The 17766-nt window shown below is 65.4% G+C and carries 16 protein-coding genes; 7 read left to right on the forward strand and 9 right to left on the reverse strand.

The genetic code is table 11. The features are described 5' to 3' along the window. Positions 1-244 precede the first annotated feature (244 nt). Entirely contained in the window at positions 245-838 is a 594-nt protein-coding gene (locus WFK98_RS24535; RefSeq protein WP_336802119.1) for a helix-turn-helix domain-containing protein, read from the reverse strand. Positions 839-1096: 258 nt separating this feature from the next. On the opposite strand from WFK98_RS24535, the gene WFK98_RS24540 reads away from it, so the two are divergent. The 7 genes from WFK98_RS24540 to argE all read left to right on the forward strand — a co-directional run bounded on the left by WFK98_RS24540 (position 1097) and on the right by argE (position 8078). Next, a complete protein-coding gene (locus WFK98_RS24540; protein WP_336802120.1) occupies positions 1097-2674 on the forward strand; it encodes an ABC transporter substrate-binding protein in 1578 nt (525 codons plus the stop codon). A gap of 69 nt (positions 2675-2743) precedes the next feature. Next, positions 2744-3697 (forward strand): ABC transporter permease, encoded by a 954-nt coding sequence (locus WFK98_RS24545; protein WP_336802121.1) that lies wholly within the window; start codon positions 2744-2746, stop codon positions 3695-3697. Continuing rightward, complete coding sequence (locus tag WFK98_RS24550; protein ID WP_336802122.1) at positions 3697-4530, forward strand: ABC transporter permease; 834 nt, start codon at positions 3697-3699, stop codon at positions 4528-4530. Before WFK98_RS24545 ends, WFK98_RS24550 begins: the two co-directional genes overlap by 1 nt. Positions 4531-4535: 5 nt before the next feature. Next, entirely contained in the window at positions 4536-5369 is an 834-nt protein-coding gene (locus WFK98_RS24555) for an ABC transporter ATP-binding protein (RefSeq protein WP_336802123.1), read from the forward strand. Next, positions 5366-6166, forward strand: coding sequence for an ATP-binding cassette domain-containing protein (locus tag WFK98_RS24560; protein WP_336802124.1), 801 nt, complete (start codon positions 5366-5368; stop codon positions 6164-6166). The genes WFK98_RS24555 and WFK98_RS24560 overlap by 4 nt, the downstream gene beginning before the upstream one ends. Next, positions 6163-6900 (forward strand): DUF1028 domain-containing protein, encoded by a 738-nt coding sequence (locus tag WFK98_RS24565; RefSeq protein ID WP_336802125.1) that lies wholly within the window; start codon positions 6163-6165, stop codon positions 6898-6900. Before WFK98_RS24560 ends, WFK98_RS24565 begins: the two co-directional genes overlap by 4 nt. A 29-nt stretch (positions 6901-6929) precedes the next feature. Next, positions 6930-8078: an acetylornithine deacetylase gene (argE, locus tag WFK98_RS24570; protein WP_336802126.1), complete on the forward strand. Its 1149-nt coding sequence runs from the start codon at positions 6930-6932 to the stop codon at positions 8076-8078. Positions 8079-8411: 333 nt separating this feature from the next. Here argE and WFK98_RS24575 read toward each other — a convergent pair whose 3' ends face one another. The 8 genes from WFK98_RS24575 to WFK98_RS24610 all read right to left on the reverse strand — a co-directional run bounded on the left by WFK98_RS24575 (position 8412) and on the right by WFK98_RS24610 (position 17631). Continuing rightward, positions 8412-9911, reverse strand: a complete 1500-nt coding sequence (locus tag WFK98_RS24575; RefSeq protein WP_336802127.1) for an aldehyde dehydrogenase family protein — start codon at positions 9909-9911, stop codon at positions 8412-8414. Next, positions 9908-10924: an ABC transporter permease gene (locus WFK98_RS24580; protein ID WP_336802128.1), complete on the reverse strand. Its 1017-nt coding sequence runs from the start codon at positions 10922-10924 to the stop codon at positions 9908-9910. The genes WFK98_RS24575 and WFK98_RS24580 overlap by 4 nt, the downstream gene beginning before the upstream one ends. A gap of 3 nt (positions 10925-10927) precedes the next feature. Further along, entirely contained in the window at positions 10928-11860 is a 933-nt protein-coding gene (locus WFK98_RS24585) for a tetratricopeptide repeat protein (protein ID WP_336802129.1), read from the reverse strand. Then, positions 11857-12849, reverse strand: a complete 993-nt coding sequence (locus WFK98_RS24590; protein WP_336802130.1) for an ABC transporter permease — start codon at positions 12847-12849, stop codon at positions 11857-11859. Before WFK98_RS24590 ends, WFK98_RS24585 begins: the two co-directional genes overlap by 4 nt. Then, complete coding sequence (locus WFK98_RS24595; RefSeq protein WP_336802131.1) at positions 12846-14390, reverse strand: sugar ABC transporter ATP-binding protein; 1545 nt, start codon at positions 14388-14390, stop codon at positions 12846-12848. Before WFK98_RS24595 ends, WFK98_RS24590 begins: the two co-directional genes overlap by 4 nt. A gap of 41 nt (positions 14391-14431) precedes the next feature. Next, complete coding sequence (locus WFK98_RS24600) at positions 14432-15643, reverse strand: CaiB/BaiF CoA transferase family protein (protein ID WP_336802132.1); 1212 nt, start codon at positions 15641-15643, stop codon at positions 14432-14434. Between the two features lie 52 nt (positions 15644-15695). Further along, positions 15696-16430 carry an enoyl-CoA hydratase-related protein gene (locus WFK98_RS24605; RefSeq protein ID WP_336802133.1) on the reverse strand — a complete coding sequence of 245 codons (735 nt, stop codon included), beginning with the start codon at positions 16428-16430 and terminating at the stop codon, positions 15696-15698. A gap of 169 nt (positions 16431-16599) precedes the next feature. After that, a complete protein-coding gene (locus WFK98_RS24610) occupies positions 16600-17631 on the reverse strand; it encodes a substrate-binding domain-containing protein (protein ID WP_336802134.1) in 1032 nt (343 codons plus the stop codon). Positions 17632-17766 lie beyond the last annotated feature (135 nt).

Below are 17766 nucleotides of genomic sequence, written 5' to 3' on the forward strand. Positions count from 1 at the left end.
AAGACCCCTACGGTTCAGTGGTGGTTGAAGCTAAGGGGCGTAGTGTCTGTAACAGCCCTCGGTGATGTTGTTCGCCTTGATGCGAATACTGCGGCCATCAGGCAGCAGTAGGGACCTGTGGGCTGCCCACCTTCACCTGAAGTCTCCAATGGCAGCTTTTGGGCACAGTGCCCAAGAACCTGAACGACTTAAATGGGGGCGCAAAGCGGACCTGCGTTCGGGCGGTCAAGAATCGCCGTCGCGATCAATAGGGCGGCGAGTTGACCCAGACGATGCGGGCCACCACCGTCCCAATATTGCTGTAGCTGTGCGGCAGCGACGACTGGAAGAAGAACGAGCTGCCGGCACCGATTACCACCGCATGGCCGTCGACGACCAGTTCGATCGTGCCCTCGACGACATAGCCGACTTCCTCGCCGACATGGCGGAGGATCCCGTTCGAGCCGCCGCCCGGCGGCACGACGTGCACATTGGCGTTGAGCGTCCGGCCCTCGGCATAGGGGATCATCCGCTCGAAGCTGGCGAGCGGCGGCCCGGAGCCGCGCCGCTCCAGCGCAAGCACCGGCCTTTCGCCATTGCGATAGACCGTCAGCGGCGCCTTGGGGGTATCGCTGAACAGCGCCTGCACCGGCGTGCCGAGTGCTTCCGCCAGCCGGTGCAGCAGATGCAGCGACGGGTCGGCGCGATCGTTCTCGACCTTGGAAAGCATGCTTTCGGAGCAACCCAGCTCGCTCGCGAGATCCTTCAGGCGCAATCCCTTGAGCCGGCGAAGATGGCGCAGCTGCGCCCCGAGCGATGGCACGTCCGCCTGATTGCCGGCATCCCTGGCCTTGTCCATTTCACGCATCGAAGAGCTTACATTCCGGGCGGCTGTTGAATGACCTTGTAGCGCAACATCTGCTGCGAAAACAGCACATGAATGCCCAGAAATTCGGCTGAGCATGACCAGCATTTGCCCTTGACCGGCAGGCTGACTTTCCTGACATTCAAGTGTATTCAACTTTCAGTCAGTCGCGCCGAGGAGGCACGGATGACACGCCGCGCCTGCCGCATCGCAGCGCGGACAGCGTTCGATTGCAGGGGAGATCGATCCATCATGACAGTTCATCGGCGCGCGACGATCAGCCGTCGCTCCATACTCAAGGCAACCGTCGCGGCGGCTGCCGTGCTGGCCGTCGGCCTGCCGCTCGGCGCGGCCCCGGCCTTCGCCGAGGAGCACGTCCGCGGCGGCGTGCTGAAGCTCGCCTTCTCCGCCGACCCGGCCGGCTTCGACCCGGCGCGCGGTCCCAGCGGCATGTCGCACGTCGTCATCGAGCAGGTCTATTCGACCTTGATGTCGCTCGATCCCGACGCGAAGCCCTATCCCGACCTCGCCACCGGCTATGAGGTCTCGGAGGACGGCAAGACCTATACCTTCAAGCTGCGCGAGGGCGTGACGTTCCACAATGGCGACCCGCTCACGGCCGAGGACGTCAAGTTCACCTTCGACCGCCTGCGCGCGCCCGACAGCGGCTATTCCTATGCATCCCAGGTCGAGACCATCGGATCGATCGACGTCGTCGATCCGCTGACGGTCCGCTTCAACCTGACCAAGCCGACCGGGCCGTTCCTGATCTACATGGCCTTCCCCGGCTCCTCGATCGTGCCGAAGAAGCTCTCCGAGAGCGGCCACGACCTGAACGCCCAGCCGGTCGGCAGCGGCCCGTTCAAGTTCGTGTCCTACACGCCCCGCTCGATGGTCAATTTCGAGCGCAACGCGGACTTCTACGAAGAGGGCAAGCCCTATTTCGACGCGATCGAGATGCATCTCATCGCCGACGTCACGGCGCTGACCAACGCGCTGATCTCCGGCACGGTCAACTTCTCGAACGAGATCCCGGCAAAGGACTGGGCGACGATCTCGGCGACGCCCGGCCTCGTCGGCCAGTCGCTGGAAGGATCGCGCTACTACTGGCTGCTGCCGAACAACACCACGGCGCCGCTCGACAACCCGAAGGTCCGCCAGGCCATCGCGCATGCGATCGACCGTCAGGCGATCACGGCCGGCACCTTCTTCGGCCAGGCGAAGCCGCTCCTCGGCGGCGTCATCCCGGAATGGAACTGGGCCTATGCCGACCTGAAGGAATTCACGCCCGCCGCCAATCCGGAAAAGGCCAAGGCGCTGCTCGCCGAAGCCGGATTCCCGGACGGCTTCGAGACCTCGCTGACCATGGCGTCCTCCTTCCCCGCCATGATCGCGATGGCGCCGATCATCCAGGCGAACCTCGCCGCGGTCGGGATCAAGGCCCAGATCGCGACCATGGAAGTCCCGCGCTACTGGGACGAGGTCTGGGCTCCGAGCAAGTTCGACATGACGGCGATGTACTGGGTCAGCCCGCTGGCCGATCCGGATGATTTCGTCACCAGCAACTATTCCTGCAACACCGGCATCAACGTCCAGAAGAGCTGCTCGGACGCGATGACGGCGATCCTGGACGAGGCCAAGTCCGGCACCACGGAGGAAGCCCGCAAGGCTGCCTACAAGCGCCAGCAGGAGCTGTCGCTCGAGGAAATGCCGATCGTGCCGCTGGTCAATGCCCTGATCCTGACCGCGCATACCGACCAGCTGAAGAACTACAAGCCGATGCGCACCGGCTTCCTGAAGACCATCAAGGACGCCTGGCTGGCGCCCTGATCCTTTCCGAGCCCGCCGTCGCGCTTCGCCCGACGGCGGGCTTCCTCAATTTCAGGTTTCTCCCTCTTCATGTTCAGGCTCGTTCTGACCCGGCTGTCCGGCTTCGTGCTGACCCTGTTCGCGGCGTCCGTCGTTCTGTTCGTCACGATCAACGTTCTGCCCGGTTCCGCCGCCAAGTCCGCCCTCGGCCTTCATGCCACCGCCCAGGCGATCCAGCGCTTCGAGGCACAGCACGGCCTCGATCGCCCGCTCTTCGTCCAGTATGGGGAATGGCTCGGCCGCACGCTGCGGGGCGATTTCGGCACCTCCTTCCAGAACGGCGTCGCCGTCGGCCCGGAACTGCTGAAACGCCTGCCGGTGACCCTGGAACTCGCCGTATTCGCCTTCATCATCGCCAATCTGATCGCCATTCCGCTCGGCGCCTGGGCCGCGCGCCGTCACCAGAAGGGCGCCGACCGCTCGATCACCTTCCTGGCGACGATCCTCGGCGCAATTCCGAACTTCTGGCTGGCGACGCTGCTCGTCCTCGTCTTCACGCTGACCTTGCGCTGGCTGCCGCCCGGCGGGTTCACGCCCTTCACCGTCAATCCCGTGATGAACCTGAAGCAGATGATCATGCCGGCGCTGTCGCTCGGCATCGTCTCGTCCGCGCTGCTGATCCGCATCATGCGCGCCTCGATGCTGGAGGTACTGTCGACCGACTATGTCCGCACGGCCGAGGCCAAGGGCGCGAACAGCCGCACCATCGTGTTCCGCCATTCCATGCGCAACGCCTTCATTCCCTATCTGAACGTCGCCGCCGTCGAGTTCGGCTTCCTTTTCGGCAGCGTCGTCGTCATCGAGGACATCTTCCTGCTGCCCGGTGTCGGCTCCTTCGTGCTGGTCGGCATCATCAACCGCGACTATCCGGTGCTGCTCGCCGGCACGCTCGCCATCACCCTGTTCGTCCTGACCCTGAACCTGCTGGTCGACCTGATCGCCAGCCTGCTCGATCCGCGCCAGATCAAGGCGAGGAACTCATGATGGCCGCGACTGCAGGCTTCGATTTCCGCCGCTGGCGGCTGGTGCTGCTCGGCGGTTTCTTCGTCGGCATCATCCTCTTCGCCGCGATCTTCGCGCCGTGGGTCGCGCCCTATTCGCCGCTCGAGCTCGACGTCACGCAGATGCTGCAGGGACCGAGCGTTGCGCACTGGCTCGGCACCGACGAACTCGGCCGCGACGTGCTTTCGCGCGCCATCTACGCCGCCCGCGTCTCGATGCAGGTGGCGCTGCTCGCCGTCAGCGTCGGCCTGGTCGGCGGCACGCTGATCGGCATGACCGCCGCCTATTTCGGCGGCCTCGTCGAACAGGTGCTGATGCGGGCGATGGATCTGCTCTTCTCGTTCCCGGCGATCCTGCTCGCCGTCGTTCTGATGGCCAGCCTCGGCACCAGCGTGCTGAACGCGATGATCGCGATCGGCATCGTCTTCATACCAGGCTTCTCGCGCCTCGCCCGCGCCTCGACGCAGGCGGTTCTCCGCCAGCAATATATCGAAGCGGCGCGCTCCATCGGCATGAGCGACGCCCGCATCATCTTCCGCGAGATCCTGCCCAACATCCTGGCGCCGCTGATGGTGGAGGCGGCCGTCGCCTTCGCCTATGCCGTGCTGCTCGAATCCGCCCTCTCCTTCCTCGGCCTCGGCGCGCAGCCGCCGGACCCGTCCTGGGGCAACATGCTCAGCACCGGCCGCGGCTTCATGGCCCAGGCGCCCTGGCTCTCGATCGTCCCCGGCATGGCGATGTTCATCTGCGTGCTCGGCTTCAACCTGCTCGGCGACGGCCTGCGCGACGTCACCGATCCGCATATGAGGGAGTGACCGAGATGGACATACGCTCCCGCGCCCTCGAAGACGGGCGGCGCCCGACCCTCCGGATCCGCGACCTGTCCGTCGATTTCCCCAAGCGGACAGGTTCGTTCCGCGCCGTCGAAGGCGTGTCGCTCGACATCTGGCCCGGCGAGATCGTCGGCGTGATCGGCGAATCCGGCTCCGGCAAGACGATGACGGCTCTCTCGACGCTCCGCATGCTGCCCAAGCGCGCCGTCGTCTCCGGCTCGATCGAACTCGGCGAGCGCCGCCTCCTCGACCTTGCCGACGCCGAAATGCGCAAGCTGCGCGGCGACCGGCTGTCGTTCATCCCGCAGGACGCCATGCGGGCGCTGAACCCGACCATGCGGATCGGCCGCCAGGTCGGCGAACCGCTGGTGCTGCACAGGAACCTGTCCTTCAAGGCCGCCGTGTCCCGCGCAGTCGGCCTCCTGAAGGCTGTGCATGTGCGCGAGCCGGAGCGCCGCGTCGCCGACTATCCGCACGGCTTCTCCGGCGGCATGCAGCAGCGCGCCATGATCGCCATGGGACTGGCGCTGGAGCCGGAACTGATCATCGCCGACGAGCCGACGACGGCGCTCGACGTCACCGTCCAGGCGCAGGTGCTGAAGCTGCTGAAGGAGATACGCGACCGAGAGGGAACATCGATCCTGTTCATCACGCACGACCTGGGCGTCGTCGCGGAACTCTGCGACTGGGTCTATGTCATGTATCGCGGCAAGGTGGTCGAGCAGGGCTCGGTCGAACGTATCTTCACCGAACCGCGCGAGGACTATACCCGCATGCTGCTGGCGGCCACGCCGACGCTGTTCCCGAAGGTGGCGTCATGAGCGGCACGGTCATCCAGGTCGCCGGCGTGACGAAGTCCTTCATGCGCGGCGTCAACGCCGTCGACGATGTGACGCTGTCGGTCGCGCGCGGCGAGACGCTCGGCATCGTGGGCGAATCCGGCTCGGGCAAGTCGACGCTGCTCCGCATGATCCTGCGCCTGATGCGTCCGAGCGACGGCACGATCACGCTGGACGGGCGGGACGTCTGGGCCGCGCATGGCCGCGACCTCAAGGCCGTCCGACGCCAGATGCAGGCGGTGTTCCAGGATCCGGCCTCGTCGTTCAACCCGCGCCAGAGCATCGGCACGATCCTCGCCGCGCCGCTCGAGGTCCACGGCATCGGCGACCGCGCCTCGCGTGCGAAGCTGATCGGCGAGACGCTGGAGCGTGTCGGCCTGCCGGCGGCGACCATCTCGCGCTTCCCGCACCAGCTTTCCGGCGGCCAGCGCCAGCGCGTCGCGATCGCGCGTGCCGTCATCATGCGTCCGGCCGTCGTGCTCGCCGACGAGCCGACCTCGGCGCTCGACGTGTCGGTCCAGGCGCAGGTCTTGAAGCTCTTCCGCGAGATCAAGGACGAGCTTGGCCTGACCTCGATCTTCGTCAGCCACAACCTGGCGGTCATCCGCGAGGTCAGCGACCGGGTCGCCGTGATGCGGCATGGCAAGCTGGTCGAGATCGGCACGGCCGAGCGTGTCTTCAACGCCCCTGAGAGCGACTATACGCGGGCGCTGATCGACGCCGTGCCCGACCCCTTCCGCCGCTTCCGCGCACCCGTTGAACTGGAAACCGGATCATGATCGAGCTGAACACCTTCTCTGTCTCCGCCCGCTGCCCGCGCACCGGCATGCTCGGCGTCGCCGTCTCGACGGCGGTACCGGCGGTCGGCGGCATCTGCATCTTCGCCGATGCCGGCGTCGGTGCGATCGCCACCCAGTCCTGGGTCAATCCCTATCTCGGCATCGACGGGCTGCAGCTGCTGCGCGAGGGCCTGTCAGCGCCGGAGGCGCTGGCAAGGCTGATCACCGAGGATCCCGGCCAGTCGGTGCGGCAGCTCGGCATCGTCGACAGCGAGGGCCGCACCGCCGCCCACACCGGCAGCGACTGCGTCGACTGGGCCGGCCATATCGAGGGCGACGGCTTCACCGTGCAGGGCAACATGCTGGTCGGCGCCGCCACCATCGACGCCATGGCGGAGGCGGCCGAGCGCAGCGCCGGCTTCGAGCTGCACGAACGGCTGATGCTTGTGCTCGAGGCCGGACAGGCCGCCGGCGGCGACAAGCGCGGCAAGCAGTCGGCGGCGTTGAAGGTGTTCAAGAAGGAATCCTTCGCCTGGCTCGACCTGCGCGTCGACGAGCACCGCAATCCGGTGGCCGAGCTTCGCCGCGTCTTCGAGATCGCCAAACACCAGCTGCTTCCCTTCATCGACGGCATGCCATCGCGCGAGGATCCGATCGGCGGCCTGCCCGCCTCCGTCACCGCCATGCTGATGACGCCGCCGCCCTACCGGCCCGGTGGCAGCGGCGGCGCATGAGGCAGGACGCAGCCCGAGCCGTGAAGCGCATGACCCATAGCAAGAGCACCCGCGAGATCCTCGCCGATCTCGTCGGCTTCGATACCACCAGCGCCCGCTCCAACCTCGCTTTGATCGACTATGCCCGCGCCTATCTGGCCGGCCATGGCGTGACGGCCGAGATCTTCCCGTCGGACGACGGCACCAAGGCGAGCCTCTGGGCCACCATCGGCCCGGCCGGGCCCGGCGGCATCATCCTCTCCGGCCACACGGACTGCGTGCCCGTCGAGGGCCAGGCCTGGTCGAGCGATCCCTTCGTCCTGACCGAGCGCGACGGTCGCCTCTATGGCCGCGGCGCCTGCGACATGAAGGGCTTCGACGCCGCCGCGCTGGCGCTCGTGCCGGAGCTGGTCGCGGCAAGGCTCGAGCGGCCCGTCCACATCGCGCTGTCCTATGACGAGGAGGTCGGCTGCACGGGCGTCCGCGAGATGATCGCCGCGCTCTCGGCGCGCGGCGAGAAGCCGGCGGCCTGTCTCGTCGGCGAGCCGACCAGCATGCAGGTCGTCGTCGGACACAAGGGTGGCCGCGGCTATCGCTGCCACGTCGCCGGGCAGGAGGCGCATTCGAGCCTCGCGCCCCGCGCCGTCAACGCGATCGAATACGCGGCCGAGCTGATCGTCTTCATCCGCGATCTCGCCGGCGAACTGGCGGCCGGTCCCGTCGACCCGGAATACGATGTCGTCCACACGACCATCTCGACCGGCCTGATCGCGGGCGGCACCGCGGTCAACATCGTGCCGAACGCCTGCTCCTTCACCTTCGAGTACCGCAACCTGATCGAGGTCGACCCCGACACGATCATCGGCCGGATTCGCGATTTCGCCGAGACCCGTCTGCTGCCGGAAATGCGCTGCCGCGCCCCGCAGTCGGACATCACCTTCGAGCAGATCTACGACTATCCGGCGCTGGCGATCGACCCGTCGCATCCGCTGGTGACGCGGCTGAAGGGCGTCGTCGGCCATAACGGCCACGGCAAAGTCGCCTATGGCACCGAGGCCGGGCTGTTCCAGCGCGACCTCGGCGTGCCGACGGTGGTCTGCGGGCCCGGCTCGATCGAGATGGCGCACAAGCCGGACGAATATGTATCGACCGAGCAACTGGACCGTTGCGATGCAGCGCTCCGCAAGCTGCTGCTATGATCGAGCAACCAGCGCCCCCATTCATATCCTGGCGGACTGCGTCTATCGCGGCGCATGGTGACCTCCGACACCTCGCCAAGTATGTCTGTTTTCAGGAAACGGCAAAACGGATCTCGACGTCCGAATTGGGCGCGCATTGCGGACAGGGACATTTTCATCATTTAGACCGCTACGAGATCAGAAGCCGTCTTCGCCATATGTTCGGCCCCAAGTTCATTGAAATCCCAATTTGCGCAAGTTGGTCCAGCTCCCGCTGCGAATCACCTTGCTTTTTGGCGGCACCGAGTGAACCTACCCACAAGTAAAGAGGGCAGTGCCGCCCCGTCCTCGATGTCATTCCACCCAATGCTTGCGCTTGCCCAAGGCGATGTGGACCGACTTGACCTCGGTATATTCCTCGACTCCGAGAACGCCGGTCTCGCGGCCGAGGCCCGATTGCTTGAAGCCGCCGATGGCCTGCTCGGGACCGCCGGCGATAGTCGTGTTGACCCAGGTCCGCCCTGCCTGCACGCCTCGCATCGCACGGATGCCCTTGTCTATGTCCTTGGTCCAGATGCTGGCCGCGAGCCCGTAAGGGCTGTCATTGGCCAGTTCCAGCGCCTCGTCGAAATCCTGAAAGGTGATGAGGGACAGCACCGGCCCGAAGATCTCGTCGCGAGCGACCTGCATGGAATTCTTCACGTCGGCGAGGAGGGTGGGAGCCACGTAGCGACCATTCCCGATCGCCAACTCACCGCCGCCACAAACCAGCCGGGCTCCCTCCTCCTGGCCACTCCGGATATAGCCGAGGATCTTCTGCAGGTGCGCGTCCGAGACGATGGCGCCAAACTGGGTCGCGGGATCCAGGCAGTCGCCCGTCCGCACCCGGCTGAACTTCTCGACCAACAGCGCCTCGAAGCGTTCGGCGATCTTTTCCTCGACGATCAGTCGGCTGCCGCTGACGCAGCATTGGCCGGCGTTGTGGCAGAGGCCGAAAACCACGCCGTCCGCTGCATCCTCTAGATCCGCATCTGCGAAAACGATCTGGGGGTTCTTCCCGCCGAGCTCCAGCGCAACCTTCTTGAAGTTGCGAGCGGCGGCAACCATCACTTTCTCGCCGACCCGGCTCGAGCCGGTGAAAGAGATCATGTCAATCCCGGGATGCTCGGCCATCGCCTGCCCGATGCTCTCACCAAGCCCAGTCACGACGTTGTAAATGCCGGCCGGCAGGCCGCTTTCCGCGACGATCTCGGCCAGGATCAGCGTCGTCGCTGAGGTCAGTTCGCTCGGCTTGATCACGACCGAATTGCCGGCCGCGAGGATGTAGGGAAGCCGCTCGGCCAGCACGATGAAAGGGAAATTCCACGGCGTGATCACACCGACGACACCGACGGGTTCCCGCGTGACCACGCCGAACATGTCATCGCCGAGATTGTTGAACGAGTCGCCGTGCAGCGTACGAGACACGCCCGCCGCGTATTCATAATGTCCCGCCGCGTCCGCCATCTCGGCACGCGACTGTGTGATAGGCTTGCCTGTCTCGAGCGTCTCCCAATAGGCAAGTTCGTCAAGACGGGCCCGGATGCCGCTTGCGATCGCCAGGAGGATCGTGGCGCGCTCCGCGCCCGAGGCGCCGGACCAGGCGCGCGATCGGAACGCGGCCCGCGCCACCTCGATCGCCACATCGAGATCGGCAACATCGCAGAGCGCGATCCGTGTGACAGGTACGCCATGACCCGGACTGCTGCGGACGCTCTGGGGCCGGTCACCGGCTGCGTGCCATGAGCCACCGACGTAGAATCCGAATTCGCGCACGCCCTCGGGCAAGCCGGTGAATTTGGCAACGTGGTTCATCGTGATACTCCCGTGGATATTTCGGTCGCACCGTTCCGGACAGGCCGAACGATACGCAGCGCCTTCGAAATCAGGGCCTTGAGGTGGTGGCTGCTATAGGTCGCCACCGCGATCGCCAGCACGAGGCCGACGACGATTCGCTGCCAGTAGGGGTTGATGCCGAGCAGGTTGAAGGCATTGGCCATCATGCCGATGATGAGCGCGCCGCAGAACGTGCCGACGACCGTACCGACGCCGCCCATCAGCGACATGCCCCCGATCGCGGCCGCCGCAATGGCGTCGAGTTCCCAGCCGACGCCGGTCCGGACGGCGTCGCCCGACTGCATGCGCGCCGCCAGAATCAGCCCCGCGAAGGCCGAAAGCAGGCCGCTCAGCACATAGGTCAGGATCTTGATCCGGTCGACGCTGACGCCGGCGAGCCGAGCGGCCTCCTCATTGCCACCGACCTGGTAGATCTGCCGTCCGGTCGCCGTATAGTTGAGGAAGAAGCCCGAGATCAGGCAGGCGCCGACGAAAAGGACGGTGGGCACGGGCAGCCCGAACCAGGCGCCATCCGCCAGGAGGAAGTAGACGTCCGGCAGCGTGCCGAAAATCGGACGCGAGTCGGAATATGCCATGGCGAGGCCCCGGACGATCGCCATCGTGCTGATCGTGACGATGATCGGCTGGTAGCGGAACTTGGTGACGAGCAAGCCATTGGCGAGGCCCACGCCCATGCCGGCAATCAGCGCGAGGTGAATGCCGACGATCGGCGGCAGGGTCGCCGAGAATCCCGCGACAAAGACGGAGGAGAGCGCCACCACCGACCCGACCGACAGGTCGATGCCGCGCGTCAGCAGCACGAACGACATGCCGAGCGCGACGAAGCCGAGCATCGAGGCCTGCCGCAGGATGTTGGTGATGTTGCGGGGCGCGAGGAATTCGGCGTTCATCAGGCTGAAGGCCACGCCGAGCAGCAGCAGCACCAGGATAATGGGGTTGCGGCGGAAGAGACGGACGATCGCGGCTGCCATGCCTCAGTCCTCCACTTGGATCGAATGGGAAATGCCGAGCTCGACGATGTCGAAATTCATCTCGACATCGAGGTCGAAGACATAGGTGCCGGCCTTCTTGGCGAGGAGCTGCGCCTTGATCTCGACGGGCTTGTCGATACCGGCGAACTGCCAGGCCCGGCGGCCCCAGAAATCGGCGACCGAACGCGGGTTGGGGGAGATCTGCTTCACGCCAAAACCCTGATAGATCGGCAGGCTTGTCATGAGCGAGAAGTCGGGCGTCTTGCCGGCAGCCGGCGCAACCGGGATCGTGATCTCGATGATATCGCCGACCTTCGCCGTCTTCGGCACGATGATCGCGCCGGGATCCACGCGGAAGGGGAAGTTGGCGGGGAGTGTCGGGGCCGCCGTCTGGCTTTCGGCCTTCACCCGATCGAGATAGACCCGACCATCGCGAACCGCCTCGGTACCGGGATAAGCGCTTTCCAGCTGTGCGAACACGGTGCTGAACCCTTCGGTATCGGCGTTGTCGCGATAGAGGCCCGCCATGCGGGCGAGGACCTGGTAGCGCTTGTCCTTCAGGGCTGCATCGGTCTCGAGAGTGGCGAGCAGGCTCTTGTACTGTTCCAGCGCCAGGTCGCGCTTGCCGAGACCGACATTCGAATTCGCGATGCCGATACGCGCCAGAAGGGCGTAGTCGGAATCGGGATAGGTCTCGATGACGCGCTCATAGAGCGGAATCGCGCGATGGTAGACACGCGTCAGTTCGAGATTGTTGGCCTCGGTATAGGGCCCCTTCGCCAAGTCGACGCGAAAGAGCGCCGGCGTCAGGAAAAACAGGCAGCCATTCACGATGATCAACACACCGAGCGTGATGCCCAGGCCTCGCAGCCAGGACCCGAGACCACCCGGCCTTGCTGGGCGCGCAAGCGCGCGCGGGGCGGCATATTCAGTCACGGCTTCACTCCCTCGCGGCGCGCCGATGCGCGAAACATCGTCCACGCGACGCGCGCATGATCGTTGAAGTACTGCAGACCGACGGCGATCAGGATGATCCCGCCCTTGGCCACCTGCTGCCACTGCGGCGCCACCCCGAGCAGGTTGAACAGGTTCGAGACGATGCCGATGATCAAGGCACCGACGAAGGCACCCCAGACGGACCCCTTTCCGCCCTGCAGGGCGGTGCCGCCGATGACTACGGCCGCGATTGCGTCGAGCTCCCAGAACTGACCGGCCTGGCCGGGTTCACCGGAGCCCATCCGCGCCGTCAGGATCAGGCCTGCGACGCCGGCGAGCAGGGCTGAGTAGACATAGGTCGCGACCTTGACCCGGCTTACCTGAACGCCCGACAGGCGCGCCGCGGTCTCGTTGGCACCGATCGCATAGACCTGCCGGCCGATCACCCGCCACTTCAGCGCGTACCAGGTGCTGACCGTGATGGCGAAGAAGATCACCGCCGGTGCCGGCAAGCCCAGGATCCAGCCATTCGACAGAAAGCGAAACGGCTCCGGGTAATTGGCGTAGATCGGCTGGCCGTTGGTGTAGACTAGGCCTGCACCGCGGACGACCGTCATCAGGATCAGCGTGCCGACGAAGGGCTGCAGCCCGATGGCCGTGATGAGAAAGCCATTGGCGAGGCCGACCAGCACGGCGACCAGGATCGGAATGGCGACGAACGCCATCGGCGGTGCGCCGGAAAGCCAGACGCTCGCCGCGATCGCCCCGGTCAGCGCCGCCACGGATCCAACCGAGAGGTCGATGCCGCCGGCCAGGATCACGACGTTCATGCCGATCGCGACGATACCGATCAGCGATGCTGCGCGGATCACGTTGAGCAGGTTCTCGGTGGTCCAGAAGTAGGGCGAGATCAATCCTGCGACGACGAAAAGGCCGATGAGGACGAGGAAGTTTCCGCTCAGGAATATTCGCTTGGCAGCCGCGCTCATGCCCGCCCTCCTGCGTGTGAGTGCCCGATGGCGGCCGGGTATGGTTCGGCGGTCTTGCCCATGACGTTGAGCATGATGGCGTTGAGGTCGAATTCGGCCCGGGCGTATGTGCGCGTCACCTTGCCGAGATGCAGGCAAGCGATGGTGTCGCAGAGCCGGAGCAGTTCCTTGATCGCCGAGGAGATGACGATGACCGAAGCCCCCTGCTCCGTCAGTTCCCAGATCAGGTTGTAGATCGCTTCCTTGGCGCCGATGTCGATGCCGCGTGTCGGCTCGTCCAGCAGGTAGATTTCCACGCCGGCGCCGACCAGCTTCGCGAGCACCACCTTCTGCTGGTTGCCGCCGCTCAGATTGCCCACAGCCTCGTTGATGCTGGCGCATTTGACCTTCAGCTTGCGGCTGAGCTCGAGCGCGGCCGCAGCCTCCTCGCCAAGCCTAAGCCCGGCAACACCCGCATGCTTGTCGAGCGAGGGCAGCGTGATGTTCTGGCCGATCGGCAGCGACAGGATGAGCCCCTCGCCCTTGCGGTCTTCGGGAGCGAGGCCAATGCCCGCATCGAGCGCGGCGCGCGGCGAGGCGAAATAGCCGACCTTGCCCCGAACGGAAACCTCGCCGGCGTCGAAGCGGTCGGCGCCGAAGATGGCGCGGACCAGTTCGGTCCGCCCCGCGCCCATCAGGCCGGCGATACCGAGCACCTCGCCGCGACGCAGCCTGAGATCGATACCCTGCAGGTCCGGCGAGCGACGCAGCCCCCGCACCGAAAGCACGACGTCATCCGGCTGAAGCGCCGTCGTCGAGCGATCCAGGTTCTCGGTCACGGCCTGGCCGAGCATCATCGCGACCAGCCCGTCCTCGGTCAGCTCCGAGATCGGCGCCTGGCCGACATAGGCGCCGTCGCGCAGCACCACGGCGCGATCGCAGATCTCGAAGATCTCGTGCAGGTGATGGGTGATGAAGATGATCGAGATACCGTCTTCGCGCAGCTTGCAGACGATCCGGAACAGATTGTCGACTTCCTCGCGCGCCAGCGATGCAGTCGGCTCGTCCATGATGATGAGACGGGAACGTCGCGTCAGCGACTTGGCGATCTCGATCAGTTGCAGCTCGGCGATGCTGAGCGTCTTGGCGACGGTGTCGACCGATGCCTCGAAGCCGAGGCTGGCGAGAATCGACTGGGCCTCCGAACGCATGGCCGGCCAGTCCAGCAGGCCGAAGCGGCCGTGCTTCAGGTCGCCCAGGAACACGTTCTCGAGCACCGTCAGCTCGGGGACGATCATGAGCTCCTGGTAGATCGTCGAGATGCCGCAGGCCTGCGCGTCGCGCGGGCCGCTGAAGGCGACCGGCGCACCGTCGATCCGGATTTCGCCGCTGTCCGGCGACTGGGCGCCCGACAGGATCTTCATGAGCGTCGACTTGCCGGCGCCGTTCTCACCCACAAGCGCCAGAATTTCGCCCTGACGGATATCGACATCCACGCCCTTCAGCGCTCTGACGCCGGGGAACGACTTGGTGATGTCCCTCGCTTCAATGAATGTTTGCATGACCATCCGCCTGCCTTGTCGCCGATCCGCGCCGCACGGGATCAAGCCCCGTCCCGACGTTCGGCCGGGCCCATGCCCACGACGCCAGCCTGCGCCAGCCCGGCAATTGCCTCGGTCGAATAGCCGAGGCCTTCGAGGACGCTGCGCGTCTGCGCGCCGAGCGGCTGCGGCGGCAGCCGCACGGCCGGCGCCACGCCGTCATAACGAACGGGATGGGAAACCAGGGTGATCTCCGCGCCGTCCCAGCCCGGCTGCCGCATCAGGTCGCCATTGTGGCGGACCTGCGGATCCTCGGAGACGGCCCGATAGTCATTGACCTCGGTGAACCAGATCTTGTGCCGGTTGAGCAGATCACTGAGCTCCGCGAAGGTGCGGGCCTTCACCAGCTTGCCGATGAGGCTCGATACCGCGTCGCGCCTGACATAGGCATCCTTCGCCGGGATGCGTTCGGCCTCGGGCACGTCGAAGGCCTGGTAGAGACCGTCCAGCGCACCGAGCGACAGGCCGATATAAGCGTCGGAAGTCGCATAGATGCCGTAGGGCGCCTCATGGTACCAGCTGCCGACCTGAGCGGGCTGACGGATGTCCTCCGGTGTGTCGCCGTTGAAATAGGCGACCAGCGACTCGGCCTGGAGATCGAGCGCTGCGGAGAGCAGGTTGACGTCGACGCGCCCGCCCTCGCCGGTCCGCGCCTTGCGAACCAGTGCCGCCAGGATTCCGGCGGCGAAGATGACGGCGCCGTGGTGATCGATGGCCGACGTGCCGACCGGGCGGGGCGTCTCGCCGGGTTTCGCCGTGATCCAGGCGAGACCCGAGACGGACTGCGCGATCAGGTCCTGGCCGGGCCGGCCGACATAGGGCCCGCTGGCGCCGAAGCCGGTCGCCGCCGCGTAGATGATGTCGGGCTTGATGGCCTTCAGCGCGTCGTAGCCGAGCTGCAGCTTGTCCATCACGCCGGGCCGATAGTTCTCGGCGACGATATCCGCTTGCGCGATCAACCGGCGGGCAATCGCGAGGCCCTCCGGATGCTTGAGATTGAGACAGATCGACTGCTTGTTCCGGTTCGCGACCAGGCCAAGCGCCGTCTCGCCGCCACTGCGCTTGGAATCGGCCGGCCCCCAGTGGCGCTGGAACGCGCCCTCGAGCGGCTCGATGGAAATCACATCGGCGCCGAGATCCGCAAGGAACTGGATGCCCAGCGGCCCCATGAGGAAATGATTGAAGCTGACGATCCGGATGCCGTCGAGTTGCATATGCGTGTCCCGTCGATTGGAAGTTCTGGTGCGTCGCGCGCGACAGAAGGGCTCAGCGGCCCTTGAACCGGGCCGGACGCTTCTCGAAGAAGGCGGCCATGCCTTCCTTCTGGTCCTCGGTCAGGAAGGCGTGCGCGATGTTGCGCCGCTCCGTCCTCAGCCCCTCCCGCAGGAAGGTCTCGTAGGATGCGAGTACGGCGTCCTTGGCGAGGCGCAGCGCCACCGGCGAATGCCTGGCGATCGTTTCTGCCAGATCGAGAGCCCGATCGACGCAGCCATCGCCCGGCACGATCTCGGCGATCAGTCCGGCACGAAGCGCCTCCGCCGCCGTGATCGGGTCGCCGCCCAGGATCATCTTCATCGCCAGGGACTTGCCGACCTGGCGGGTCAGGCGCTGGGTCGCGCCGTCACCCGGGAGGATTCCGAGCTTGATCTCGGGTTGGCCAAACCGCGCATCCTCCGACGCGATCACGACATCCGCCAGCAGCGCCAGTTCATGTCCGCCGCCGAAGCATGTGCCCCGCACTGCCGCGACGATCGGCAGCCTCGCTTCCTCGATGCGCGACCACGACAAGGTGCGGGCCGCATTGTCGATCGCGGCAAAGCCGTGCTCGCGCATTTCGGAGATGTCGGCCCCGGCGGAGAAGACGCTCTCGGAACCGGTGAGCACGACGCAGCCAATCCCCTCGTCCTGCTCGGCGAGGCACAGCGCCTCCGCCAGTTCGGCAAGCAGCGCGGCATTGAGCGCATTCCGCTTCTCCGGCCGGTTGAGTCGAACCAGAGCCACGCCGGCACGTGGCCGGCTCGTTTCGATGAGCGTGAAATTTCCAGGGGAGTTCGGCATGACCGGTCCATGAACCGCGATAGAAGAACGTGCCAGAGACGACGGCGTCGAGTTGACGGACGGCCCGGACGGAGCGAGGCGCCGGGGCATTCCTGCCCCGGCAAGGTCATCCTCAGCGCACGTAGCGCAGGTTGGCGTCGTAGAACTCGTCCACGTTCTCGGGCGTGATCACCGGTGTCTCGGTGGTGATGCGCTTGGGAACAGGTTCGCCCTTCAGGACGCGCACCGCCATGTCGACGCCAAGAGCACCGCCGGTCGCGTAGATCGAGGTCGCCTGAAGCCATCCATCCTTGATCGCCTCAAACGCTTCCTTCTGACCGTCGACACCGATCAGGAAGACCTCACCCGGCTTGAAGCCTGCGCCCTTCAACACGTTGATGGCACCAAGGATCATCGGATCGCTATGCGCGTAGATGGCGTTAAACTGACCGCGATAACGAGTGACCCAATCCTCAACAATTGGAATCGCCGGCGCGAGATCGTAATTGGCTGGCTGCGCATCGAGACGCTTGATGCCATCCTTGCCGACCAGCGCCGAGGCAAAGCCTTCATGACGCTGGATGGTCGGGGTGGCTCCAGGAACCCCCTCGATCTCTAGAAAGTTCCATGTGTCTCCCAGCTTGTCGACGGCATACTTGCCGAGCCCTTCGCCAATCTGAAGATTGTTGCCGCCGATGAAGACGTTGTAGTCCTCGCCGACCACCTCGCGATCGAGCACGATCAGCGGAATGCCCGCCTTCTTGATCGCCTCGACGGCCGGAACGAGGGCCTGGGCCTCGCGCGGGCTCATCATGATCAGGTCGACGCCGCGCGAGATCAGATCCTCGACGTCGGCGATCTGCTTCTCGTTGGTGCCCTTGGCATCCGTGAAGATGAATTCCTTGATCAGCTCCGGATATTTCTTGGCCTGCTCCTGCGCACTGGTGACCATGAACGCGCGCCACGGCTGATCCATCGTGTCCTGCGAGAAGCCAATGGTCCATGGCGGCGAACCGGCGGGACGCTCCTGGGCATGCGCCGCGGCGGACATGCCGATCGATAGAGCCAAGGCTGCGGCAGGCACGGCCGCGATGAACTTGCGCCTGTTGAACATCTGGTTCCTCCCGATAAGCGGAAAGCGCTTTCGGCTTTCCGAAACAGGCAACTTCCGGCGTAATGCCGTCGGTCGCCTCCCCTCCTCCTGGGTGCACCGAGCACACCAAGTGATGGCGAAAATGCAAGCCGCTCAGGTAAATTGTCAATAAAATATTTTCGTAAAATTACCTAAAATAAAGCTCGC

It is taken from the genome of Kaistia sp. MMO-174 (assembly GCF_037147815.1).
GTDB classification, from domain to species: domain Bacteria; phylum Pseudomonadota; class Alphaproteobacteria; order Rhizobiales; family Kaistiaceae; genus Kaistia; species Kaistia nematophila.

What these genes read in the sequence shown, in the direction of transcription:
- WFK98_RS24535 (WP_336802119.1), bottom strand. Translation starts at nt 838, where the DNA reads ATGGACAAGGCCAGGGATGCCGGCAATCAGGCGGACGTGCCATCGCTC.
- WFK98_RS24540 (WP_336802120.1), top strand. Translation starts at nt 1,097, where the DNA reads ATGACAGTTCATCGGCGCGCGACGATCAGCCGTCGCTCCATACTCAAG.
- WFK98_RS24545 (WP_336802121.1), top strand. Translation starts at nt 2,744, where the DNA reads ATGTTCAGGCTCGTTCTGACCCGGCTGTCCGGCTTCGTGCTGACCCTG.
- WFK98_RS24550 (WP_336802122.1), top strand. Translation starts at nt 3,697, where the DNA reads ATGGCCGCGACTGCAGGCTTCGATTTCCGCCGCTGGCGGCTGGTGCTG.
- WFK98_RS24555 (WP_336802123.1), top strand. Translation starts at nt 4,536, where the DNA reads ATGGACATACGCTCCCGCGCCCTCGAAGACGGGCGGCGCCCGACCCTC.
- WFK98_RS24560 (WP_336802124.1), top strand. Translation starts at nt 5,366, where the DNA reads ATGAGCGGCACGGTCATCCAGGTCGCCGGCGTGACGAAGTCCTTCATG.
- WFK98_RS24565 (WP_336802125.1), top strand. Translation starts at nt 6,163, where the DNA reads ATGATCGAGCTGAACACCTTCTCTGTCTCCGCCCGCTGCCCGCGCACC.
- argE (WP_336802126.1), top strand. Translation starts at nt 6,930, where the DNA reads ATGACCCATAGCAAGAGCACCCGCGAGATCCTCGCCGATCTCGTCGGC.
- WFK98_RS24575 (WP_336802127.1), bottom strand. Translation starts at nt 9,911, where the DNA reads ATGAACCACGTTGCCAAATTCACCGGCTTGCCCGAGGGCGTGCGCGAA.
- WFK98_RS24580 (WP_336802128.1), bottom strand. Translation starts at nt 10,924, where the DNA reads ATGGCAGCCGCGATCGTCCGTCTCTTCCGCCGCAACCCCATTATCCTG.
- WFK98_RS24590 (WP_336802130.1), bottom strand. Translation starts at nt 12,849, where the DNA reads ATGAGCGCGGCTGCCAAGCGAATATTCCTGAGCGGAAACTTCCTCGTC.
- WFK98_RS24595 (WP_336802131.1), bottom strand. Translation starts at nt 14,390, where the DNA reads ATGCAAACATTCATTGAAGCGAGGGACATCACCAAGTCGTTCCCCGGC.
- WFK98_RS24600 (WP_336802132.1), bottom strand. Translation starts at nt 15,643, where the DNA reads ATGCAACTCGACGGCATCCGGATCGTCAGCTTCAATCATTTCCTCATG.